The 22,194-nt window shown below is 72.7% G+C and carries 24 protein-coding genes; 8 read left to right on the top strand and 16 right to left on the bottom strand.

Annotated elements, in window-relative coordinates:
- Positions 1 to 19: 19 nt before the first annotated feature.
- The gene (locus ACIBI5_RS22595) at positions 20 to 145 is read right to left on the bottom strand and encodes a hypothetical protein (RefSeq protein ID WP_379624270.1); all 126 of its coding nucleotides are present in this window, start codon (positions 143 to 145) and stop codon (positions 20 to 22) included.
- Positions 146 to 283: 138 nt separating this feature from the next.
- Positions 284 to 550 (bottom strand): DUF3040 domain-containing protein, encoded by a 267-nt coding sequence (locus ACIBI5_RS22590; protein ID WP_397249713.1) that lies wholly within the window; start codon positions 548 to 550, stop codon positions 284 to 286.
- 132 nt (positions 551 to 682) lie between these two features.
- Here ACIBI5_RS22590 and ACIBI5_RS22585 point away from each other — a divergent pair, with 132 nt between their 5' ends.
- On the top strand, positions 683 to 1,717 hold the full coding sequence (locus ACIBI5_RS22585; protein WP_397249711.1) for an Rv2578c family radical SAM protein: 1,035 nt from the start codon (positions 683 to 685) through the stop codon (positions 1,715 to 1,717).
- Here the strand turns inward: ACIBI5_RS22585 and ACIBI5_RS22580 are convergent, their stop codons facing one another.
- Complete coding sequence (locus ACIBI5_RS22580) at positions 1,718 to 2,656, bottom strand: AraC family transcriptional regulator (RefSeq protein WP_397249709.1); 939 nt, start codon at positions 2,654 to 2,656, stop codon at positions 1,718 to 1,720.
- Between the two features lie 71 nt (positions 2,657 to 2,727).
- Here ACIBI5_RS22580 and ACIBI5_RS22575 point away from each other — a divergent pair, with 71 nt between their 5' ends.
- Both ACIBI5_RS22575 and ACIBI5_RS22570 read left to right on the top strand, forming a co-directional pair.
- Positions 2,728 to 3,564, top strand: a complete 837-nt coding sequence (locus ACIBI5_RS22575) for an SDR family oxidoreductase (protein WP_397249707.1) — start codon at positions 2,728 to 2,730, stop codon at positions 3,562 to 3,564.
- On the top strand, positions 3,561 to 3,932 hold the full coding sequence (locus tag ACIBI5_RS22570) for a DUF4440 domain-containing protein (RefSeq protein WP_397249705.1): 372 nt from the start codon (positions 3,561 to 3,563) through the stop codon (positions 3,930 to 3,932). The genes ACIBI5_RS22575 and ACIBI5_RS22570 overlap by 4 nt, the downstream gene beginning before the upstream one ends.
- 3 nt (positions 3,933 to 3,935) lie before the next feature.
- Here ACIBI5_RS22570 and ACIBI5_RS22565 read toward each other — a convergent pair whose 3' ends face one another.
- The 7 genes from ACIBI5_RS22565 to ACIBI5_RS22535 are packed head-to-tail and all read right to left on the bottom strand — an operon-like array spanning position 3,936 to position 9,586.
- The gene (locus tag ACIBI5_RS22565) at positions 3,936 to 5,105 is read right to left on the bottom strand and encodes an RNA polymerase sigma factor (RefSeq protein WP_397249703.1); all 1,170 of its coding nucleotides are present in this window, start codon (positions 5,103 to 5,105) and stop codon (positions 3,936 to 3,938) included.
- Positions 5,102 to 5,446 (bottom strand): YciI family protein, encoded by a 345-nt coding sequence (locus ACIBI5_RS22560; protein ID WP_397249701.1) that lies wholly within the window; start codon positions 5,444 to 5,446, stop codon positions 5,102 to 5,104. The genes ACIBI5_RS22565 and ACIBI5_RS22560 overlap by 4 nt, the downstream gene beginning before the upstream one ends.
- Complete coding sequence (locus ACIBI5_RS22555; RefSeq protein WP_397249699.1) at positions 5,443 to 5,775, bottom strand: YciI family protein; 333 nt, start codon at positions 5,773 to 5,775, stop codon at positions 5,443 to 5,445. The genes ACIBI5_RS22560 and ACIBI5_RS22555 overlap by 4 nt, the downstream gene beginning before the upstream one ends.
- Positions 5,772 to 6,362, bottom strand: coding sequence for a hypothetical protein (locus ACIBI5_RS22550; protein WP_397249697.1), 591 nt, complete (start codon positions 6,360 to 6,362; stop codon positions 5,772 to 5,774). Before ACIBI5_RS22550 ends, ACIBI5_RS22555 begins: the two co-directional genes overlap by 4 nt.
- Positions 6,363 to 6,376: 14 nt before the next feature.
- Positions 6,377 to 7,135, bottom strand: coding sequence for a MerR family transcriptional regulator (locus ACIBI5_RS22545; RefSeq protein WP_397249695.1), 759 nt, complete (start codon positions 7,133 to 7,135; stop codon positions 6,377 to 6,379).
- Between the two features lie 33 nt (positions 7,136 to 7,168).
- Positions 7,169 to 7,510 carry a hypothetical protein gene (locus ACIBI5_RS22540; RefSeq protein WP_397249693.1) on the bottom strand — a complete coding sequence of 114 codons (342 nt, stop codon included), beginning with the start codon at positions 7,508 to 7,510 and terminating at the stop codon, positions 7,169 to 7,171.
- 54 nt (positions 7,511 to 7,564) lie between these two features.
- The gene (locus ACIBI5_RS22535) at positions 7,565 to 9,586 is read right to left on the bottom strand and encodes a HelD family protein (protein WP_397249691.1); all 2,022 of its coding nucleotides are present in this window, start codon (positions 9,584 to 9,586) and stop codon (positions 7,565 to 7,567) included.
- 48 nt (positions 9,587 to 9,634) lie between these two features.
- Here ACIBI5_RS22535 and ACIBI5_RS22530 point away from each other — a divergent pair, with 48 nt between their 5' ends.
- Positions 9,635 to 10,255 carry a TetR family transcriptional regulator gene (locus ACIBI5_RS22530; protein ID WP_397249689.1) on the top strand — a complete coding sequence of 207 codons (621 nt, stop codon included), beginning with the start codon at positions 9,635 to 9,637 and terminating at the stop codon, positions 10,253 to 10,255.
- A gap of 27 nt (positions 10,256 to 10,282) precedes the next feature.
- The gene (locus tag ACIBI5_RS22525; protein WP_397249687.1) at positions 10,283 to 10,873 is read left to right on the top strand and encodes an NUDIX hydrolase; all 591 of its coding nucleotides are present in this window, start codon (positions 10,283 to 10,285) and stop codon (positions 10,871 to 10,873) included.
- A 204-nt stretch (positions 10,874 to 11,077) separates the two neighbouring features.
- Here the strand turns inward: ACIBI5_RS22525 and ACIBI5_RS22520 are convergent, their stop codons facing one another.
- Positions 11,078 to 14,965: a hypothetical protein gene (locus ACIBI5_RS22520; protein WP_397249685.1), complete on the bottom strand. Its 3,888-nt coding sequence runs from the start codon at positions 14,963 to 14,965 to the stop codon at positions 11,078 to 11,080.
- 167 nt (positions 14,966 to 15,132) lie between these two features.
- Here ACIBI5_RS22520 and ACIBI5_RS22515 point away from each other — a divergent pair, with 167 nt between their 5' ends.
- A complete protein-coding gene (locus tag ACIBI5_RS22515) occupies positions 15,133 to 15,558 on the top strand; it encodes a hypothetical protein (RefSeq protein WP_397249683.1) in 426 nt (141 codons plus the stop codon).
- A gap of 240 nt (positions 15,559 to 15,798) precedes the next feature.
- Here the strand turns inward: ACIBI5_RS22515 and ACIBI5_RS22510 are convergent, their stop codons facing one another.
- The 4 genes from ACIBI5_RS22510 to ACIBI5_RS22495 form a co-directional block, all read right to left on the bottom strand.
- Positions 15,799 to 16,449 carry a lysophospholipid acyltransferase family protein gene (locus ACIBI5_RS22510; RefSeq protein ID WP_397249681.1) on the bottom strand — a complete coding sequence of 217 codons (651 nt, stop codon included), beginning with the start codon at positions 16,447 to 16,449 and terminating at the stop codon, positions 15,799 to 15,801.
- A 213-nt stretch (positions 16,450 to 16,662) separates the two neighbouring features.
- On the bottom strand, positions 16,663 to 17,040 hold the full coding sequence (locus tag ACIBI5_RS22505; RefSeq protein WP_397249679.1) for a GntR family transcriptional regulator: 378 nt from the start codon (positions 17,038 to 17,040) through the stop codon (positions 16,663 to 16,665).
- Positions 17,037 to 17,849: a hypothetical protein gene (locus tag ACIBI5_RS22500; protein ID WP_397249677.1), complete on the bottom strand. Its 813-nt coding sequence runs from the start codon at positions 17,847 to 17,849 to the stop codon at positions 17,037 to 17,039. The genes ACIBI5_RS22505 and ACIBI5_RS22500 overlap by 4 nt, the downstream gene beginning before the upstream one ends.
- A gap of 117 nt (positions 17,850 to 17,966) precedes the next feature.
- Complete coding sequence (locus tag ACIBI5_RS22495) at positions 17,967 to 18,236, bottom strand: helix-turn-helix domain-containing protein (RefSeq protein WP_397249675.1); 270 nt, start codon at positions 18,234 to 18,236, stop codon at positions 17,967 to 17,969.
- 84 nt (positions 18,237 to 18,320) lie between these two features.
- On the opposite strand from ACIBI5_RS22495, the gene map reads away from it, so the two are divergent.
- Positions 18,321 to 19,091 (top strand): type I methionyl aminopeptidase, encoded by a 771-nt coding sequence (gene map, locus ACIBI5_RS22490; protein WP_397249673.1) that lies wholly within the window; start codon positions 18,321 to 18,323, stop codon positions 19,089 to 19,091.
- A gap of 158 nt (positions 19,092 to 19,249) precedes the next feature.
- Positions 19,250 to 20,266 (top strand): hypothetical protein, encoded by a 1,017-nt coding sequence (locus ACIBI5_RS22485; RefSeq protein ID WP_397249671.1) that lies wholly within the window; start codon positions 19,250 to 19,252, stop codon positions 20,264 to 20,266.
- Between the two features lie 421 nt (positions 20,267 to 20,687).
- Here the strand turns inward: ACIBI5_RS22485 and ACIBI5_RS22480 are convergent, their stop codons facing one another.
- The gene (locus tag ACIBI5_RS22480; protein ID WP_397249669.1) at positions 20,688 to 22,193 is read right to left on the bottom strand and encodes a tripartite tricarboxylate transporter permease; all 1,506 of its coding nucleotides are present in this window, start codon (positions 22,191 to 22,193) and stop codon (positions 20,688 to 20,690) included.
- Position 22,194: the final 1 nt, after the last annotated feature.

Genomic DNA, 22,194 nt, shown 5'->3' with positions numbered 1-22,194 from the left:
CTTTCAGTGCCGGTGACTCTTATGCTTCTTCCACCGGCTTGCGCGTTTCCTGGCGCTTGGCGGCCTTGGCCTGCCTGGTGGCCTTGATGGTGGCCTTCTTGGCCTTGCCGGACTTGGCGGCGGGTTTCTTGCGCTGCTCTGCCATTGCTCTCTTCCCCCGATGTACTCGCGACGTATTCGTGATGCCCGATGCGACATCAACGCCGTTAATACCCACTTACTCCATAAATCCGACATTTCGCCTGTGGGTGGGCATGGCGGGACGCGGGGCCGTACATCTGAATCAGAACGCCAGGGCGGCGGCCTCGTTGCGGAGTACGAGGATGAGCAGCGTGGCCACGAGCGTGGCGATGAGCAGCCAGCTGATCATGATGATGATCGTCGAGCGGCGCGGGCGGCGGCGGGGGACCGCCTCCGCGTTGGCCCTGGCCTCGCTGCGCCGGGCGCGCTCGTTGAACGACTCCAGACGCGCGACGAGCCGCGGGTCCTCGTCGACGAGGTGGCGCTCGATCTGGGCCAGCAGCCTCTCCTCGTCCTGCGACCAGGCCATGGTGCACCTCCGGAACGCAAGCTCTGTTCCGACTTTCTGCCCAACCATGAAGATCATTAGCCGTGATCTTGCCCAGTAATTGTACGCTCTTTTCCTTTGCAATCACTGTCGAACCTCTGTTCTAATCATGTCATGCGCTGGGACAACCTGCGGCTCACCGGGGCCGACGACCGTGATCCTGCGGTGCCGCTGTTCGCCGAGGAGGCGGTGACGCGGAGATTCGACACGCCCGAATTCCGGGGGATGACCTTCTTCGAGGTGCGGGCCCGCTCGATCATCAGCCGCGTCCCCGCCACGAGCCGCATGTCGTTCCAGCACACGATCAACCCCTACCGGGGCTGCTCCCACGCCTGCCGCTACTGCTTCGCCCGCAACACCCACACCTACCTCGACCTGGACGCCGGCCTCGACTTCGACTCCAAGGTCGTGGTGAAGGTCAACGCCGCCGAGCTGACCCGCCGCGAACTGGCCGCGCCCCGCTGGCAGGGCGGGCACGTGGCGATGGGCACCAACGTCGACTGCTACCAGCGGGCCGAGGGCCGGTATCAGCTGATGCGGGGGATTCTGGAGGCGCTGCGCGATGCGGCCAACCCGTTCTCCATCCTCACCAAGGGCACGCTCATCCTGCGCGACCTCGACCTGCTGACCGAGGCGGCGCGGGTGACCGACGTGTCCGTCAACGTGTCGGTGGGCTTCGTCGACGAGCGGGCCTGGCGCACCGTGGAGCCCGGCACCCCGCACCCCGCACGCCGCCTGGCCGCCTGCGCCCGCCTCAACGCCGCCGGGATCCGCTGCGGCGTCCTGATGGCCCCCGTCCTCCCGTATCTGACCGACTCCCCGGCCGAGCTGGAACGCACCGTCGAGGCGATCGCCGTGTCAGGCGCGGTGCACGTGACGCCCCTGGTGCTGCATCTGCGACCGGGGGCCAGGGAGTGGTACCTGGGATGGCTGGCCAGGGAACACCCGCGCCTGGTGCCGCGCTACCTGGAGCTCTACGGCAGAGGCGCCTACGCGCCCCGCGCCTACCAGGAGCGCGTCACCGCTCAGGTGAAGGATCTGGCCCGCCGCCACGGCATCGGCGGATCCGGCCCCGCCGGACCCCGCCGCCTCGCCAGGCGCGCCCCTGCCAAGCCCGGACCGGACGCCGAACAGCTGACCCTCCTGTAGTCACGGCCGGGCTTCGGCGCGGTACTCGCCGGGCGTCAGCCCGTACCACTGACGGAAGGCCAGGTGGAAGCCGACCGGCGTGCCGTAGCCGACGCGTTCGCTGATGCGGTTGTGCGGCAGCGCGGTCTCGGACAACAGGCGGGCCGCCTCCTGCATGCGGCGGGCGGTCAGGTGGCGCATGGGCGCCTGGCCGACCAGGCGGCGGAACGTCGCGGCGAAGGCGGAACGGGACATGCCCGCCTGGGCGGCGAGCGTCTCCACGGTCCACGGCTCGGCGAAGCGGGTCTGGACGGTGTGCAGCGCGGCGGCCACGCCCGGATGGCGCAGCGCCTCCAGGACCGCCGCGCCCGCAGGCAGCGCCGAGCCGGGGGCGTCGAGGGCGGCGCGCAGCGCGAGGACGAAGACGAGTTCGAACGCGCGCAGGGCGACGAGCCGGGCGCCGGGCGCGGCGGTGTCCCATTCGCCGGCCAGCCGCTCCAGCGTCGCGCCCAGCAGCGGATGGGCCCGCAACCGCGCGCTCTCCAGCACGAACAGCGGCGGCAGCGCCTGGTAGAGGGGAGCGGCGGCGGCACGGTCGTAGTGCAGGCCGCCGCACAGCATGACGGTCCGCGCGCCCGGCCCGTCGATCTCGACGGTGCGCACGCCGCCGGGCTGGCGTTCGGGAAGGACCCCGCTCAGCGGTACGGTGGCCCGCCCCGGCCGGTCGGCCAGCCGGTGGGCGCTGCCGTGCGGGAAGACGGCCAGGTCGCCGGCGGCCAGGGTGACGGGCGGGTGGCCGGGCAGTTCGACGGTGCACGAGCCCTGGTCGACGTAGTGCAGCAGGGCGCAGCTCTCCCGCCGCCCGGCCACGCCCCAGGGCGCGCGGGCCTGCCAGCGGCTGTGGAAGACGCCGTGCAGCCGCAGCGGGGCGAGCAGGTCGCTGAGCAGGTCCCCATCCACCGGACGATCCTTAAAGATTGTGAGAGCGTGCTTTATGGAGCGTATCCCGTGAGCCGGGCAGGCTGTCTCCCATGACCTTCCTTGTGATGAACGCCGCCGGCGCCCAGGGCGGCGCGGTCGCCCGCCGCCTGCTGGCCGAGGGCCTTCCCGTACGCGCCTTCACCCGGAGCGGCCCGGCTCCCGAGGGGGCGCGGCCGTTCACCGGAGACCTGGCCGACGGCGCGGCGGTGAAGGCGGCCTTCGACGGCGTCACCCACGCCTCGGTGATGCTGCCCATGGTCTACGACGCCGGCACCGTGGACCTCTACGTCCGCAACGTGCGGGACGCGGCGCTGGCGGCGGGGGTGCGGCGGCTGGTGTTCAACACCGGCAACCGCCTGCCCGCCGCCGGCACCGGTGCGCCCGCCTTCGAGACCCGCCGCCGCGCCGGGGACGACCTGCGCGCGGCCGGGCTGCCGGTTGTGGAGCTGCGCCCGCCGATCTACCTCGACAACCTGGCCGCCCCCTGGGTGGCGGGACCGCTGGCCGCCGAGGGCGTGCTGGCGTACCCGCTGCCCGCCGACCTGCCCGTGGCCTGGCTGTCGCACGCCGACCTGGCCGCCGCCACCCACGCCGCGCTGACCCTCGACGGGCTGGAGGGCGAGATCCTGAACGTCGGCGCGGCCGAGGCCGTCACCGGCGCGGACCTGGCCGCCGCGATCGGCGCCCGCTTCCACGCCCAGGACCCCGCCGCCTTCGAGGTGGCACTGAGCGCTCTCACCGGCCCGGTCACCGCCGCCGCCGTCGCGGACACCTACCGCTGGGCCGCCGCCGACCGCGCGCTGCTGGCCGCCGACCCCGCCGCGCTCGACCTCCTGGGCGTACGGCCCGCCGCCCCGATCGACTGGCTCACCGGACGGCCCCGATGACGGCGCGGCAGGAGATCGTCCGCCACCACCAGGTGATCGAACGCTGGCTGTCGGGGGAGCCGGGGCAGGGGTTCGAGGAGTTCGACCGGGCGCACGCGGCCGCCTTCACCCTGACCGGGCCCGACGGCCGCACCCTGGAACGGGAGCAGGTGATGCGCCAGGTGCGCGGACTGCGCGGCGCGGTGCCCGGCCTGCGGATCGAGATCCGGGAGGTGCGCGTGGTGGCCGAGGCCGGGCCGCTGCTGGTGGCCGCCTACCAGGAGTGGCAGGAGGGCGGCGCCCGCCGGTCGACGGCCGTCCTCCAGCGAGCGGACGGGGAACTGCGCTGGCTGCACCTGCACGAGACCTGGCTGCACGAGCCCGCGTGATCGTCACGCGCGCAGGGTGGCGCGGCGGGACTGCAGGAACTCGCGCTCCGGCGCCGTCCCCACCAGCGCCAGCGCCTTGCCGTACTCCTCCACCGCCTCTTCCAGCCGGCCCAGCCGCCGCAGCAGCTCGGCGCGCGTCGCCGGGAGCAGGTGATGGCGCGGCAACCGCTCCTCCAGGCCCGCCAGCAGCTCCAGCCCGTCGGCGGGCCCCTGCGACTCGGCCACCGCGACGGCCCGGTTCAGGCGGACCACCGCCGATCCGGTCAGCGCCTCCAGCAGTTCGTACAGCTGGGCGATCGCGGTCCAGTCGGTGTCCTGGGGCAGGATCGCCGAGGCGTGCTCGGCGGCGATCGCCGCCTGCACCTGGTAGAGGCCCGGCGGTCCCGGCCGCAGCAGGCCCAGGGCCTCGGCGATCTCCTCGCGGTGCCAGCGCCCGCGGTCCTGCTCGGCGAGCGTCACGATGCGCCCCCGCTCGTCCAGCCGGGCATCGCGCCGCGCGTGGTGCAGCATCATCAGCGCCAGCAGCGCGCCGACCTCGCTGTCGTGCGGCATCAGCGCGGCCAGCATCCGGGCCAGCGCGATCGCCTGCGCCGCCGGTTCCGTCCGGATGAGGTCCTCGCCCTCGGCCGCCGCGTAGCCCTCGGTGAAGATCAGGTACAGCACGGCCAGCACCCCGTCGCGGCGCGCCACCAGCTCCGGCCCGGACGGCACCCGGTACGGGATGCCGGCCTGGCTGATCTTCTTCTTGGCGCGGGTGATCCGGGCCGCCATCGTCGCCTCGCCGACCAGGAACAACCGGGCGATCTGCCGCGTGCCCAGCCCGCCCACGCAGCGCAGCGTCAGCGCCACCCGCGCCTCCATCGACAGCGCCGGATGACAGCAGGTGAAGATCAGGCTGAGCAGGTCGTCGCCCGCCTGCGGCTCGTCGACCACGAGCAGCGGCAGCTTGCGGGCCGCGACCGCCATGTGGCGCAGCCGCGAGACCGCCCGCCGCCGCGCCGCGGTCAGCAGCCACGCCGGCGGGTTGTCCGGCACCGGCGGCCAGGCCGGCACCGCGGCCGCGAAGGCGTCCTGCAACGACTCCTCCGCCAGGTCGAGGTCACGCAGCTCGGCGGTGAGGATGGCGAGCAGGCGCGCCCAATGCTCGCGGTACGCCTGCTCGACGGCGCTCATCCCGAGTACTCCACCACCGGCCGCACCTCCACGGTCCGCTCCGGGCAGGCGGTCGCCAGCTCGATCGCCTCGTCCAGGTCCTTGGCCTCGATGAGGTAGTAGCCGCCCAGGTGCTCGACCGTCTCCACGAACGGCCCGTCGGTGCGCAGCACCGCCCCTTCGCCCCTGCGCAGGCAGACCGCCTCGCCGGGCGCGCCGAGCTCCTCGCCTTCCAGGTAGGCGCCGCGGCCCTTGAGCATCTCGATGTAGGCGCCGTGGCGGGCGATGCCCTCCTGGATCTGCTCCGGGGTGGCGCTGGCCCAGTCGGCGGCGTTGCCGTACAGCAACAGGGCGTATTTCACGACGCGCACCTCCTGATCTCCACGTCGGACGGCATGGCCGCGGCCAGCTCGATCGCCTCGTCCAGGTCCCGGGCCTCCACGATCTGGTAGCCGGAGATCTGCTCCACGGTCTCGGCGTAGGGTCCGTCGGTGATGAGGACCTGGTCGCCGTTCTTCCTGACGGTGGTGGCGGTGGAGGAGTGGGCCAGCTCGTTGCCGCCGAGGTTCGCCCCGCGCTCGGTGAGCATCGCGGTGTAGGCGCCCCACCGGGCGTAGACGGCGGCGCGCTCCTCGGGACCCGCCTGCGACCACGGCCTCTCATCGCCCACGACGAGCAGCACGTACTTCATGATTTCTCCCTTCGGTCACTGCCATGACGCGCGGGCGGCGCGGGAATCGACAGCGTCCGGAGAAATTCTCGCGGATCGTCGGCGAACAACCTGATCGAACTCGCCTCCCCGGTACGGCCCAGCGGCCGCACCACCGTCACCGGCTCCGACAGCTCCAGCACGAGGTTGGTGCGCGAGTCGACGACCAGTTCCAGGCGCCCCTCGGCCAGGGTGACGAACCCGGAGTCGTGGATCCGGCTCGCGGCCCGCGCCGAGACGATCAGCTCGCGGGGGACGCGCAGGTCGAAGGCGGCTCCTTGGCGCAGCCGTACCTCGTGCTCGCCCACCACGTGCGGCCGCGAGCGCGCGGCGGCGATCATGCCGAGGTTGGCGAGCACGAAGTAGACGTGCGCGACGGTCAGGATCGGCCAGCCCAGCCACAGCTCCAGCGCCACGCCCTCCACCACGATCGCGAACAGGAACATCCACAGCGTGATCGACCCGCCCGCGTGGTAGGGAATGGCCACCTGGCCGGGCCCGACGCCATGGCGCCGGCCCAGCACCCAGTAGCCGAGGCTGGCCAGAGCGCGCAGTTCGTGCGCCAGCATGCGGCGCGCCACCCTCACGGCTTGCTCAGCAGCTTCATGACGCGGCGGATGACGACCGCCTGCCCGGGGCTCAGGTCGGCCATGAAGGCCCGCACGAACGGGTCTTCCTCACCGGGCATAGGCAGGCTGCCTTCGGGGATCAGCTCGCGCGGCGTCAGCTCGATCAGCCGCCAGGCCAGCTCCTCCACCCGCGGGTCGTCCTCGTCGGGGACGATGTCGGCGAACGCGTCGAGTTCGGCATAGACCTGCATGGCCTGGGCGTGGAACTCCGGGTCGGTCTCCGGCAGGGCCAGGACGGGGTCCACGAAGTCGGCCCGCCGGTCGGCGGGCATCGAGGTGTCCAGCAGCGCCAGGAACTCGCGGTCGCGCGCGGCCATGCCGCCGCCGCCCCGGGGCAGCCGGCCGAGGATACGCGCCATGTCGGGTGAGAGGGCGTCGTCGGGTTGCGGGTTCTCCTGCTCCAGCAGGGTGGCCAGACGGGCGCGCCGCTCCCTGATCTCCGCCTCCTGCCGCTCCAGGTCGGCGTCGAGCTCGGTCAGCACCTCGCGCAGCTCGCGGCCCTGCTGGTCGGCCAGCACGTCGCGGATCTCCTCCAGCGACAGGCCCAGCTCCGACAGCCGCCGGATGCGCGACAGGGTGACGGCGTCGCGCAGGGTGTAGAGGCGATAGCCGTTGGCCCGCCGCTCGGGCTCCGGCAGCAGGCCGAGGTGATGGTAGTGGCGCACCGCCCTGGTCGAGACGCCGGCCAGGGCGGCGAGTTCTCCTATCCGCATACCTCTATGAAAAACCTTGACGCTACGACAAGGTCAAGCGGTCATGCTCCGGACCACCAGGAATCCGATGACCATACCGAGGATCATGGTGACGCCGGAGGCGACCGCGGCCCACTTGCCGAGCGACTCGCCCCGGGTGTGGCCGACGATGCCGAGCACGATGCCGATGAGGCCGAACAGGATCGGGATGAACAGCAGCGCGATGGCCGCGAACACGAACCCGATGATCGACAGGATCTGGACGCCGGAGCCGCTCTTGGGCGGGGTGCCGTAGGGGGCCTGGCCGTACGGCTGGTCGTAGGGAGGAGCGGGCCCCGGCTGCTCGGGCGGCGGTGACCACTGCGGCCGGGCGTTGGGATCGTCTGGTGTGGTCATAGGACTGCTCCCTAGGTATGGACCCCCGAAAGTCACGCGTGTCTGGACTTCATCTCACACCGAACGCGCATGTCCTGTCGAGTCTGCGGTGATCAGAGGGCCGGGCAGCGGGCGAGCGTGCAGCACGTCCAGGCGGGAGACGGCCCGCGTCAGCGCCACGTACAGCCGGTTGAGCCCGCGCGCCTCGGCCTCGGCGATCTCGGCGGGCTCGGCGACGATCACGTGGTCGTACTCCAGTCCCTTGGCCGCAGAGGCGGGCACCAGGCTGACCCGGAACGCCGTGTCGCCGCCGGTCCCGGGCTCGACGAGGGTGGCGTCCAGGCCGGCGTCCCACAGTGCCGCACGCAGCCCGTCGACGGCCGGGTCGGCGGCGATCACCCCGATCGAGCCCTCCAGCTCCAGTCCCCGCCGCACCGCCGCCACGACCGCCGCGGGCAGGTCGGCGGTCTCCCGCACGCTCAGCGCGCCGTCCCGGCGGAAGGAACGGGTCGCCGGCACGTCGGCCTCCAGGGCGGCCAGCAGCCGGTTGGCCAGTTCCACGACCGCCGCCGGGACACGGAAGCCGGTGGTGAGCTCGACCGTGCGCGCCGCCGGCTTGCCGAGCGCGGCGAGCTGGGCGGCCCACGCGCGCGCCGCCCACGGCGTGGTGGCCTGGGCCAGGTCGCCGAGGACGGTCAGCGAGCCGTGCTCGCTGCGCCGGGCGATGGCGCGGCACTGCATCGGCGACAGGTCCTGCGCCTCGTCGACGATCACGTGCCCGAAGCCCGCGGGCCGCTCCAGCAGCCCGGCCAGCTCGTCGAGCAGCACCGCGTCGGCGGCCGACCAGCGGGCGCTCTTGTACGAGCGCGGCGGCCGCGCCCAGGTGATCGCCTCGATCTCGTGCGTCTCCAGGACGCCGCCCGCCGCCTTCGCGGGATCGGTGAGCAGGTCGGCCAGCACCTGCTCGGGCTTGGGCGCCGGCCAGACCGCGTCCAGGAACGGCGTGACCTGCCGGCCCATCCGCTTCGTCCAGGCCGCGTTGACGAGGTGCCCGCGCAGCTCGGCCTGCCGGATGACACGCGCCATGATCCGCGAGCGCACGCGTTCGCGCCCGGTCAGGTACGGCAGGCCCTCGCGCCGCGTGTCGTCCACGATGCGCCGCAGCTCGTCCTCGTACACCCGCCACCGCGCCGCCCCGTCGCTGACCACGACCGGTTCCACGGGTCTGGCGATCCGTCCGTACAGCGCCCGGCGCAGCACCTCGGCCATCCGCGCGTCGTGCTTGACCGCCGCGGCGGGCGCCGGGTCGCCGGCCCGGACCTCGGCGCCGCCCAGCAGTTCCTCCAGCGTCGTCTGCTCCACCTCCACCTCGCCCAGCGCGGGCAGCACGGCGGAGATGTAGCCGATGAAGGCCCGGTTGGGCCCCAGCACCAGCACGCCCGAGCGTTCCAGCCGCGCCCGGTGCGCGTACAGCAGATACGCCGCCCGGTGCAGCCCCACCGCCGTCTTCCCGGTGCCGGGCGCGCCCTGCACGCACACCGACTCGCCCACCTCCACCCGCACCAGGTCGTCCTGCTCGGGCTGGATGGTGGCCACGATGTCGCGCATCGGGCCCACGCGCGGCCGTTCGATCTCGGCGGTCAGGATCGCGCCGCCGCCCTGCTCGCCCCGGCCCAGGTCCTCGTCCTCGAACCCGGTCAGCCGCGGCCCCGACCACCCGTAGCGGCGCCGGGTCGCCACGCCCTGCGGGTCGCGGGCGCCGGCCCGGTAGAAGGCGCGCGAGACCGGCGCCCGCCAGTCGATGACCAGCGGCACGCCGCCGTGCTCGCCGGGGATGTGGCGGCGGCCGATGTAGTAGGAGCGGTCGCGGTGCTCGCCCTGGCCGAACGCCAGCCGCCCGAAGAACGGCGGCCCGTCGGGCTCCTCGCCGAGTTCCTTGGCCAGGCTCTTCAGGTAGCGGCCCAGCCGCTCGGCGCTGTAGCGGTCGCCGGCCACGCTCTCGCCGATGATGACGTTCTCGCGCGCCCCCGCCAGCATGCGCCGCAGCCCCGCGCGGCACGTCTCGACGTAGTCACGCTCCTGGTCCAGCGTGCTCATCCAACTCCTTTAACTCGGTTAAGTTATTAACCAGGTTAACATAGTGGCATGACGGGACTTCGCCAGCGCAAGCGGCAGCAGGTACACGAGGCGATCTCGGCGGCGGCCATCACGCTGTTCCTGGAGCGGGGCTTCGACGAGGTGTCCGTGGCCGAGGTGGCCGCCGCCGCGGACGTCTCCAAACCCACGCTCTTCAAGTACTTCGCCACCAAGGAGGACCTCGTCGTCCACCGCATCGCCGACCACCAGGGCGAGGCCGCCCGCGTCGTGCGCGCCGCGGACGGCGACCCGCTGGCGGCCCTGCGGGACCACTTCCTGGCGGGGCTGGCCCGCCGCGACCCGGTCACCGGGCTCAACGACCACCCCGCGGTGCTCGCCTTCCACCGCATGGTCTTCGAGACGCCCAGCCTGGCCGCCCGCGTGGCCGTGTACGTCGCCGCCGACGAGAGCGCCCTCGCCGACGCCCTGGCCGGGCACTACGACGAGCTGTCCGCGGCGCTGCTGTCCGCCCAGGTGCTGGCCGCGCAGCGGGTGCTGGCCCGCCGTACGTGGCTGGAGCTCTCCCGCGGCCGTGCCGCCGACGAGGTCCACCCCGAGGCGGTCGCCGCCGCCGGGCGCGCCTTCCACCAGCTCTCCCTCGCCTTCGCGGTACGGCCCGCCGCCTCCTGAGCCGGGGCGGGGTGAGATCCTGGGCCGGTGTTCGAGGCGCTGGCGGCTTTGGAGGCGACGGTACGGGCCAACCTGGACGGGTTCGAGCGCCGGGCGGCGCCGCCGGTCGAAGGGTTGCGCGCGGCGGCGGTCACGGTGTGCGTGCTGGAGGGGCGCGAGCCGCACCTGATCGTGATCAAGCGCGCGCCGCGCGGGCGCAACGCGGGGCAGTGGGCGCTGCCGGGCGGGCGGCTGGACGACGGCGAGGAGCCCGTGCGGGGGGCGCTGCGCGAGCTGGCCGAGGAGACCGGGATCACCGGGGTGCGGGTGGCGGGGCTGCTGGACGACTTCGTCACCGACTCCGGGTTCGTGATCACTCCGGTGGTGGCGTTCGGGGGCGATCAGCGGGCCGTTCCCGACCCGCGCGAGGTCGCCTCCGTGCACGAGGTGCCGCTGGAGCGGCTGCTGGCCCCCGGTGTGCCGCGCTGGCGCGGGCCTCTGCTGCAGATGCCGCTGGGGCCCGCGATCCTCGTGCACGCGCCGACGGGGGCGATCCTGTGGCAGTTCGCCGAGGTGTGCCTGCGCGGCCGTGAACAGCGCGTCTTCGACGTCGCCCAGCCCGCCTGGACGCGGCGATGAACATCCCTCAGCCCACGCGCCCCGCCACGGCGAGGGGTGTGCCGGACCAGCGTGACGGGGCCGTGCGAAGTTCCTCGCGTTCCTGAGCGTCCGGCAGGGGCGCGGCCGACGCCCACGCGACATGGCAGCCGGGACGCAGCAGCAGGCCCGTCACGCCCGCCGCAAACTTGCCGAATCGGAAAAGATGCGCGATCAGCAAATTCTTTACGCGGGGCAGGGCGGCCGGAAGGCGACACCGGACACGTGCTTGCGCCACTCCGGCTCTGTGATCGCGTCTCCCGACTCCCGGCAGAGCCTGGCCGTGATCAGCGCCGGGTCCACCTCCCACAGCCGCACGTCGCCCCCAGCGCTGGCCAGCATGCCGCCGTCCGCGCTGAAGGCCAGCTCCGTGTAGCTCTCGCCGGGGCTGTTGACCGCCACCCGCAGCAGCGGCGCCGCCGGGTCGGCGATGTCCCAGAGCCACAGCTGGCCCGCCCCGGTCCCCACCGCGAGCATGCCGTCGCGCGGGTCGAAGGCCACCGCGAAGACCCGCCCGTCCGGCCCGGTCAGCGGCGCGCCCGCGAGGACGGGACCGGCCGCGCCGCCCAGCCGCCACAGCCGGATGGTCCCCGACGCGTTGCCCGCGGCCAGCAGCGCGCCGCCGTGGCTGAAGGCGACCGAGCGCACGTCGTCGCCCATCGCGGTCAGGAGCGTCGTCGCCCGCCCCGGCGCGACCGGATCGCGCACGTCCCACAGCGCCACCACGCCGCCCTGCGTCGCCGCCGCCAGCCGCCGCCCGTCCGGGCTGAACGCGACCGCGAAGACCTGCCCCGATCCCGGGTTCAGCGTGGCGAGCGCCCGCCACGTGCGCGCGTCCCACAGGCGCACCGTGCCGTCGTCGCCGCCCGCCGCCAGCAGCGCGCCGTCGGGACTGAAGGCCACACCCTGGACGAGCGCCGACGGGCCGAGCAGCGTGGCGCGGCGCACCGGCCGCGCCGGGTCCGTGATGTCCCACAGCAGGACGGCGTTGCCGAGCCGCGTGCCACCCGCCAGCGTGCGGCCGTCCGGGCTGATCGCCACCGTGCTGCCCATCCGGTCGTACGGCGCCGGCGCGGTCAGCGGCGGGCTCACCGGCGAGGGACGGCGACCGGCCACGTCCCAGAGCCTGATGTCACCCGCGGCGGCGGCCAGCAGGGTGGAGCGGCCGCTGAAGGCCACGTTGTCGATCGGGTGCTCGCTCGCCTCGATCACCGGTCCCGGCAGGTCCCAGACGCGGGCCACGCCGTCGGCGCCGCCGGTGACGACGAGGCGGTCGCCGTTCCTGAACTGCACGGCGGTCACCGGCTCCGGATGCGGCAGCAGACCGACCACCCGCCCGGTGGCCACCTCCCACACACGCGCGCTGTTGTCGGCGCTGCCGACCCCCAGCAGGCGGCCGTCGGAGCTGAACGAGACCACGTTCACCCACACGCTCACCTCGGCCACCAGCGGGCGCCCGAACGGCGCCGGCCGGTCCGGGCGGGTGGTGTCCCACAGCCGTACGGAGCCGTCGTTGCTGCCGACCGCGACCAGGGCGCCGTGGTAGGCGAGGGCGTTGACCCGGCTCGGCAGCGGCAGCGGGGGACCGGCGGGCCGCACGTCGGTCAGGTCACCGGTGTCCCAGAGCCGCAGCGAACCCGCGGTGTCGGTCCCGCTCCCCACCGCCAGCACCCGCCCGTCCGCCCGAAACGCCAGCGCCCGCACCGCGCCCTCCGCCTCTCCAGCGCCCTCCGCGTGTTTCGCGCTCTCTGCGCCCTGTGCGCCTGGTGTGCTGTTCGCGTCTTTCGTGTCCTTGGGGGTGTCCTGGCCTTGTGCGGGGGCCGGGGTGGTGAGGGTGGAGGCGCGCAGGTCCCAGAGGCGGATCGTGCCGTCGCGGCTGCCGATGGCCAGCACCTGCCCGGCCGGGCTGAAGTCGAGCGCGTAGACGGTGTCGGCGGGGCCGCTGATCGGGGCGCCCAGCGGCTTCGCGTGCGCCGGGTCGGACACGTCCCACAGCCGGACGGTGCGGTCCTTGCCGCCGGTGGCCAGGATGCGGCCGTCCGGGCTGAAGGCCACCGCGTAGATCGAGCTGGTGTGCCCGGTGAGCGGCGGGCCGAGCCGTACCGGACGGCGGGGGTCGGACAGGTCCCACAGCAGGACGGCGCTGTCGGTGACGGCGGCGCCCGCGGCGGCCAGCAGCCGCCCGGACGGCGAGGTGGCCACCGCCTGCAGCGCCCGCCCCGGGCGGACCATCCGGGTGGCCGCGGGCGCGCCGGCCGCCTCCACCAGGCCGGAACGCGCCTCGACCGTCGGCGCGAGCCGGTAGGCGGCCACCGCGAGCTGGGCGGCGAGCACGGGGTCCGTGGCGCGCAGCCGCGCCGCCGTCATCGTCATGGTCCGCGAGATCGCCATGTCCCGCGCCTGGTCGGCCTCCACCCTTTTCCATTGGGAGTACGCGGCCAGCCCGCCCGCCAGCACGGCGAGCACGGTCAGGGCGGCGAGCAGCTGGTAGAGGTGGCGGTTCCTGCGCCGGTGCTGCTGGAGGCTCACGTCGAGGAACTGCCGTTCCAGCGGGTTCAGCTCGGCGCGGCGCATCGGGTCGCCGGCCCACTCACGGGCCGCCTCCAGCCGTCCGCCCCGGTAGAGCGCGCCGGGGTCCCGCTCGCCCGCCTCCCACGACTGGGCGGCCTGGGTGAGCTGCCGCAGCACGCGCAGCCCCGCCCGGTCGGCGTCGATCCACGACCGCAGCCTCGGCCACGCCGACAGCAGGGTCTCGTGGCTGATCTGCACGGTGTCGGCGTCCACGGTCAGCAGGCGGCGCCGTACGAAGTGGTCCAGAACCGGCCCCGCCTCGTCGGCCAGCTCGTCCCGCGTGACCCGGCGGCGCGTGTCGGCAGTGTCGGTCCCGATGTGGGTCAGCCGCAGGAACGTCTGCCTGGCCAGCTCCTGCCCGTCGGGCTTCAGCTCGGCGTAGACGGACTCGGCCGTGGCCGCCACCGCCCCCCGCAGGCCGCCGCTGGCCAGGTAGTGCTCGACGGTCATCCTGCGGCCGCGGGAGTTCTCCCAGGTGGACAGCAGTGTGTGCGACAGCAGCGGGAGCGTGCCCGCCTCGTGGGGGGCGATCTCGCGCAGCAGCAGTTCGACCAGCCCGGTGTCGAGGTCGAGGCGGGCGCGGCGGGCCGGGCCCTCGATGGCCTGGCGCAGCTGGTTCTCGGTCATCGGCCCGACCACGAGCTGACGCGTCTGCAGTGCGCCGGCGAGCGCCGGGTGGCGAAGGGCGTGCGGATAGAAGTCCGCGCGCATGCCCACCACGACCGGCGCCGCCTCGGCCAGCTCGGTGAGCTCGCCGATGAAACGCAGCCGTTCGCCTTCCGTGAGCGCCTCGGTGAAGATCTCCTCGAACTGGTCGACGATCACCACCCCGTCGGTCGCTCGCGGGTACGGGCTCTCGCCGGGATTCAGCAGCACCCAGGACGGCAGGGCCGGGATCAGCCCGGCGCGCAACAGCGACGACTTGCCCGACCCGGACGGCCCCACCACCATGGTCAGCCCCGGCGACACCTGGTCGATCAGCCGCCTGGTCAGCTCCTGCCGCCCGAAGAACCAGCCGGCGTCCTCGGGCCGGAAACACTCCAGTCCCCGGTACGGCGGCGCCTGGTCGGCCGAGCGGCGGCCCGGCGCCCGCCGTACGCGCAGCAGCGCCCGCACCCACCGCTCACGCTGCTCCGGGTCGGTCACGCCGCAGGTGAGCAGGACCTTCTCGTACTGGTCGGCCTGCGAGGCCAGCGGCACGTTCGCCCCGCGAAACCATCCGCCCAGCGTGCCGTAGGGGACGTCGACGGCCTTGCCGAGCTCCCTGATCGTCTTTCGCGCCGTGTTGCGCAGAAGCGTCAGCTCGCGAGCCAGATCCTCGCGGGTGGCGACCTGGTCGGGATCGGGATCCTCGCGAGTGGTGGCCCGGCCGGAATGGGGACCGTCGGGGTTGGTGACCCGGTCGGGGCGTGGATCGTCAGGGGTGGTGGCCGCCCGGTCGGGGCGGGACTCCCCGGGGGTGGTGACCCGGTCGGGGTCGGGACGATCTAAGCCATCGGGCATGCCATCCTCCGCGAACCTGGCGCGACATCGCACCCATAGTGGCGGAGCGCCGGGCCTTTTGTGCGGCCTTGTGCGGAGAATTCGTGGCCCGTTGCCGCTCGCCCCGGAGATCCCTTTCGCTGGCCTCGTTCGGTAGCTCACACCTGCTCGACAGCACGGGGAGAGACATGCGCAAACGCATCAAGCGGACCCTGGTCGTGCTCGCGACGACGCTCGCGACGGCCGCGGCCCTGTTCACCGCGAACCCGGCGCCGGCCAGCGCCGACCCCTGGGGGTGGCGCTGGTGCGCCCCCAGCTACGTGATCATCGACTGCGTGGTCAACCAGGCCGGCTCGCAGCCCGGCGCCATCGAACCGCACAACCCGGAGGGGTGGCTCTACGTGCGCTACTCCTCGGTCAACTCCGCATCGTGCTACCTGAACTTCTGGTACACGGACCGGACGACCAACAGGGAGAGCTACTTCGGCGGCAGATGGGCGTTCCCGATCGCCCGATCCACCAAGATCACCGGATTGAACCCGTCGCGGTACTACGACGTCCGGGTCGCGGCCGTCAACTGCACGGCATACGTCCGGGTCCAGAACTACACCTAGCAAGCGGGGGCCGGCCGGGGCGGGAGATCCCGCTCCGGCCGTTCGCTGTGCGCCCCCGTGCGGCTGGTCCACGTGGGCCGTTACGGCGGTGCGTCTGTCCGGCGTGAGAAGCGATCCCCACGATCGGCGCCCGCGCGCGGCGGCGGGTGGGGGTGGGGCGGCTTGCCGTAACGGATGGGCGGCGTGACGGCACGGACACCACAGCGGGACGGTGCCGTGACGGATGGGCGGCGAGGTGCGCTACGAGGCGGCTTTGAGGCTGGCGGCGTACTGGGCGACGTATTCCTGGCCGGAGAGTTTCTGGATGGCGGACATGATGTCGTCGGTCACGCGGCGCCGGTCGCGGGCGCTCTTGTAGTCGCCCTCGAAGCGCATCGGCTCGCCGATCGTGATCCCGATCTTGGCGGGGCGCGGGACCCTGGCGCCGACCGGCATGACCTTCTCGGTGCCGGACAGCGCCACCGGCAGCACCGGCTTGCCCGTCTTGAGCGCCAGCCAGGCCACGCCGATCTTGCCCCGGTACAGGCGGCCGTCGGGGGAGCGGGTGCCCTCGGGGTGGATGCCGAACAGTTCGCCGCGCTCCAGGAGGTCGGCGGCGGCTTCGAGCATGGCCTGCGCGGCGTGGGCGCTGTCGCGGTCGGTGGGCAGGCTGCCGCCGAGCCGCATGAACCACTGGGAGACCGGATTGCCGGAGAAGTACTCGCTCTTGGCGGCGAAGGTCACGTGGCGGGGCAGCAGCGCGGGCAGCAGGAAGGAGTCGATCATCGACAGGTGGTTGGCGGCCAGGATGGCACCGCCGGTCCTGGGGACGTTCGACCCACCCGAGATGTGCGGGCGGCACATGACGTTCGCGAGGGGGGTGGCGGCGAACTTGACCACTTGGTACAGCAACAGGTCTCCTGAATCGATCTCGCTCCGGCGCACCCCACCATAAAGCAGGCACCCCACTCGATGTGCAATATCGATTCGCGTGCGAAATCGTCGCCTGATCAGCGCCGGAGCGGGGCCGGCCCCATCCTCCAACGTTGATCATTCCGCGAGTATTCCGAAACGACGTCTTGTGGATCATGGTTCCGGCGGCGGTCGCGGGTCCTCGGGTCGCCGTTACGGCGAGGCCGGTGCTGTCGTTCCGGAGGCCAGTGCCGCCTGGACGATGCGGATCGCCTCGCCCGCGTCGAGGCCGACGCTGGCGATCACGGCGGCGTAGTCGGCGGCGGCCCGGCGGGCTCGCTCCCGGCCTTCTTCGCCGGCGGACGACACGAACGAGCCGGCCCGCCCGCGGGTCTCGATCAGCCCCGCCTCCTCCAGCTCCCGGTAGGCCCGGCCGACCGTGTTGACGGCCAGGCCGAGGTCGGCCGCCAGGTGGCGGATGGTCGGCAGCCGGGCGCCCACGGCCAGCGTGCGGTCCTGGATCTGCCGGGCGAGCTGAACCCGCAACTGCTCGAACGGCGGCACCGGCGAGGTCGCGTCGATGACGATCATTGAACGATCATGGCCCGCCGGGCCACCGTCGCGCACGACGCCGTCCTGGCGTGGAGCGCGACGCACGCGGCCAGGCTCAGAACGATGAAGGCGAACGCGGCGGCGCCCCACCAGCCGGGCGCGGTGCCGAACAGCACCACCGGAAGCGACCACTGCACGCTCGGCGTGGTGAGCTCGCGGGCGTCTTCGACGCGCATGATGACGTCGGCGGTCAGCGACTCCTCGTCCTCCGCCACGACCGGGAACCTGAGCAGGTGGCGCAGCTGCATGCCGGTGATGGCCGTCGCGCCGAGCAGGCCGATCAGCACGACGACGGCCAGCTGCCGCACGGTGGGGTCGGGCACGGTCAGGGCGCTGGCGGCCAGCGCCATCGCACCGGCGAACGTGGCGATCGCGAAGACGGCGTACGGCCGGCCGAGCACGACCCGCCAGCCGGGCTGGATCGGATGGGCGGCCCGGCGCGACAGCGTCGCGCCCGCTCGCCGGTCGACGCGTCGCACCCACCGGCCGAGCAGGGACTGCGCCAGCAGAAGCCCGGCCACCGACACGGCCAGGGCCAGCAGCAGGAGCGGGCGATACCGCTGGAGGCCGCCGAAGGCGGAAGTGGCGGCGAGGGCGCTCACGATGATCAGCGCGGCCAGGATGACGTACGTGGCCAGGCGGGCGCGTCTGCGGACCGCCAGCCGGCTGGCCAGCAGCGGGGTCGGCCGGGCGCCGGCCAGGTCGTGCTGGGCGAGCCACTCACCCGCCAGCCGCAGGTCGGCCGCACGGCTTCGCGGGTCGGTGCCCGGTAAGGGTTCGCGCGTCACAGCGCCTCCTTTGTCGCAAGCTTTGTAGCAACATAGTGCGACATGCCTTGCGACAAAGTCAACGCCCCGCAGGCTCTTGGCCTCGGGGCGATGGTGGTCGTGCGGGGGCGTCGGCGGCTACGAGGCGGCCTCCAGGGGTACATCGTTGCCGCGCCAGGTGGCGGCCAGCTCTTGAACGGGCAGGTTGAGTGCCTCGCCGAGGCGGACGATCGTGCCGAATCCTGGGGACGGCAGGCGTCCCGTCTCGATCTTGCGCAGGGTCTCCGGCGAGATGCCGGCCGCGGCCGCGACTTCCTCCAGGTCGCGTCCCGCTCGCGCGCGGCGCAACAGGGTGCCGAGACGCCTGCCGGCTTCGATCTGCTCGGGTGTGAGCGGTTGGCGGACCATGCCCCCAGCATAGGGTTGGTATTACTATACCGGCAAGTGTTAGGGTTGCCGGTATAGTAATACCGACTTTGACGCGAGGTTTTCGTGATTGAACTGAAGACGCCTGCCGAGATCCAGCGCATGCAGGTGGCCGGGCGTTTCGTCGCCGAGGTGCTCTCCGAGGTAGGCCGGCTCGCCGAGGTGGGCGTCAACCTGCTGGACCTGGAACGCCACGTGCGCGGCATGATCAAACGGCGCGGGGCGGACTCGTGCTACTGGGACTACGCGCCGTCCTTCGGGCGCGGCCCGTTCCGCAACGTCATCTGCCTGTCCGTCAACGACGCCGTCCTGCACGGCCTGCCACGCGACTACACCCTGCGCGACGGGGACGTGCTCAGCGCGGACCTCGCGGTCGGCATCGACGGCTGGGTGGCCGACTCGGCGCGTACGATCGTCGTCGGCACCGCTGCCGAGGAGGACCTGCGGATCATCCGCGCCACCGAGGAAGCGCTGGAGGCGGCGATCGAGGCGGCACGTCCCGGCAACCGCCTGGGCGACATCTCGGCGGCCGTCTGGGCGGTGGCCCGCGACCACGGCTATCCGGTCAACACCGAGTTCGGCGGTCACGGCATCGGCCGTACCATGCACGAGGAACTCCACGTTCCCAACAAGGGCCGGGCGGGCCGCGGCCTGATACTCCGGCCGGGACTGACTCTCGCGCTCGAACCCTGGTTCGCGCGGACGACCGACCGGATCGTCTACGACGCCGACGGCTGGACCATCCGCTCGGCCGACGGCTCACGCACGGCCCACTCCGAGCACACGATCGCCATCACCGACGACGTCCCCTTGGTGCTCACCCGGCGTGAAACGTAGAACTCCGGAAGACGCCAGGCACGGAAACCGGCTGGCGCGTACGCCCGTCGTCGTAGCCGCCCTACCACCGCCGGATGCCTTCCCCGGTGCGACGACACACCGGTCGGCGGGCGGCGAGGATCGAGGCTCCACTCGCACGATCGTGAGGAGCATCGGGGATGTCATCCCTCATCCGTCATGTCAGCCCTGTCCGGCCGGAGCGGGCCCGCGGCCTGGTCGCCGAGGTGTACACGCAGGTGAACCGGGAGTTCAGCAGCATCGGCCCGGCGGTGATGATGTTGTCGAAGTCGGAGGAGCTGATGGCGGCCGGGTGGTCGCTGATGCGGGAGGCGCAGCTGGCCGGCTCAGTCCCGATGCTCGACAAGGCGGTCGCCGCCCTGGGCGCGGCGCTGGCCAACGGCGTCCCGTACGAGATCGAGACGCTCGTGGTGGTGGTGCGCCGCCTGGGGGCGGGCGCGCTCGCCGACGCCGTCCAGCGTGGTGAAGATCCGGCCGATGTACGGCTCGGCGCGCTGCTTTCCTGGGCTTCCTCCACCGGCGTACGTGAGCCGGGCGAAGCGCCGTTCACCGGCGAGACGGCCGCCGAACTGGTCGGCACAGTCCTTTTCACCCATTTCATTGACCGGGTGGCCGCGGCGATGCTGCCGGCGGGCCTGATGCCCGGCACCCTGAACCCCGAGGACCCGCCGGCGTTCGAGGACGCTCCCGTGCTGCGCGAGCCCACCGGAGAACTGAAGCCCGGCGCCACCCTGGCGCTGCTGGACGGCCTGCCCTCCCGGGAAGAGCCCGCCTGGGCCGAGGGCACCCCGATCGGCGCCGCGTACGCCGCGCTGACGGCGACCGCGGGCCAGGGCGCCGCGCTGCTCTCCCCGGCGGCGTCGGACGTGGTGACCGCGACGATCACCGCCCACCGCGGCCGCCGCGTGCCCGCGGGTGCGTGGCTGGACGAGGCCCTGGCCCCGCTGGAGGGCGGCGGCCGGGCGGGCGCGAAGGTCGCCCTCCTGGCAGGCCTGGCCCCCGACGTCCTCACCGACGAGGACGTCGTGGAGTGGCGGGCCGGCGACCGTCACCTCAGCGACCACTGCACCACCCACCTGCTGGCTTACGGCGTGATCACCGCCGTCGAAGCCATCGAGACCGACATCGCCACCGCGCTCCGTCCGTCAGCGCCTTGAGACGATCTCGCGCGGTGGCAGGTGGTGTGGGCCTGAGCAGCAAAGCAGGCGCCCCACTCGATGTGGGGCGCCTGGTAAGACGTCAAGGCCGCTGTGGCGGTCGCCTCCTCGGCGAGAGGCACAACACGGCTCCAGCCGAACGGTATTCCGTGAAGGCGGTAATTTGCGGCCCGGGGGACACTAACCACAGCGGCCACTCGACTCTAACCGACTTCCGGCACCCTGTATTCCAAGCGGTGCCAAGTGCTGGTCACGTTCTGGCCGGTGGCAGCGGAGAATTCGCAGCTCATCGGACTTCCCGGGCCATCCAGGAAACCTTCAGCTCCCGAACCGGCGCGAAGTCACCCTCGGGCGAACGCGGAAGGCCTGTCTGGATCACCGCACGCGTGAGACGTGGGCGCTCCGGCTCGTGCGCATGGGGTCAGTCCTCCTCGGTGAACACGATCTCGCGACGTCGCCGGATCGCCGGGAGCGCCGCGATGATCAGGGCCGCCACGGCCAGCACCAGCAGCACCGCCGAGATCGGCCGGGTGAGGAAGACGGTCGCGTCGCCACGCGAGATGATCAGCGCCCGCCGCAGGTTCTCCTCGATCAGCGGTCCGAGCACGAACCCGAGCAGCAGCGGCGCCGGCTCGCAGCCGCACTTGATCAGGACGTACCCCAGGAGCCCGAAGAAGACGATCGCGTAGACGTCGTAGGCGTTGAACCCCAGGGAGTAGGTCCCGATCGCCGCGAACAGGATGATCATCGGGAAGAGCACCTGGTAGGGGATGCGCAACATGCGTACCCAGATGCCGATCAACGGCAGGTTGAGCAGGACCAGCAGCACGTTGCCGATCCACATCGAGGCGATCAGGCCCCAGAACAGCGCCGGCTCGTCGGTGATGACGTTCGGTCCGGGGGTGATGCCGTGGACGATGAACGCGCCGACCATCAGCGCCATCACCGGGTGAGCGGGCAGGCCGAGAGTGAGGAGTGGGATGAAGGAGGTCTGCGCCGCGGCGTTGTTCGCCGACTCGGGGCCGGCGACCCCCTCGATCGCGCCGTGGCCGAACTCCTCCCGGCGCTTCGAGACGCGCTTCTCGACGGCGTAGGAGGTGAACGAGGCCAGCACGTGACCCCCGCCGGGGAGTACGCCGAGCGCGGCGCCGAGCCCGGTGCCGCGCAGGATCGGGCCGATGATCCGGCGGCGGTCCTCGCGGGTGGGCCAGAGGTTGCGCACCCGGCCGGCGATGGCGGTGCGGGCGTGCTCGTTCTCCAGGTTGCGCAGGATCTCCGCGACGCCGAACATGCCCACCGCGACCGATACGAAGTCGATGCCGCCGAACAGCTCACGCTGGTCGAAGGTGAAACGCGGGGTGCCGGTGTAGATGTCCTGCCCGACCGTGCCGAGCAGTACGCCCAGCGCGATCATCGCCAGGGCCTTCAGCGCCGAGCCGCGCGCCAGCGAGATCGAGACGATGAGGCCGAGGAGCACGAGCGAGAAGTACTCGGCGGGCCCGAACTGCAACGCGACGCGGGCCAGGGGAGGGGCTGCGACGGCCAGCACCACGGTCGCCACCGTACCGGCGATGAAGGAGCCGACCGCGGCCGCGGCAAGCGCCGCGCCCGCCCGGCCCTGGCGGGCCATCTCGTGGCCGTCGAGGGCGGTGACCGCCGCCGATGACTCGCCGGGCAGGTTGATCAGGATGGCCGTGGTCGAGCCGCCGTACTGCGCGCCGTAGTAGATGCCCGCCAGCATGATCAGCGCCGTGACCGGCTCGAAGTTGAAGGTGATCGGCAGCAGCATCGCCACCGTCGCCGTCGGCCCGATGCCGGGCAGGACGCCGACGGCGGTGCCGAGCAGGACGCCGACGAAGCAGTAGACGACGTTCTGGATCAGCAGGGCGGTCGAGAAGCCCAGGGCGAGATTGTCGAGGAGGTCCATG

Source organism: Nonomuraea sp. NPDC050540, assembly GCF_044457485.1.
Taxonomy (GTDB): Bacteria; Actinomycetota; Actinomycetes; order Streptosporangiales; family Streptosporangiaceae; genus Nonomuraea.
The sequence above is the reverse complement of the archived record's forward strand: the minus strand, read 5'-3'. Positions and strand labels throughout refer to the sequence as shown.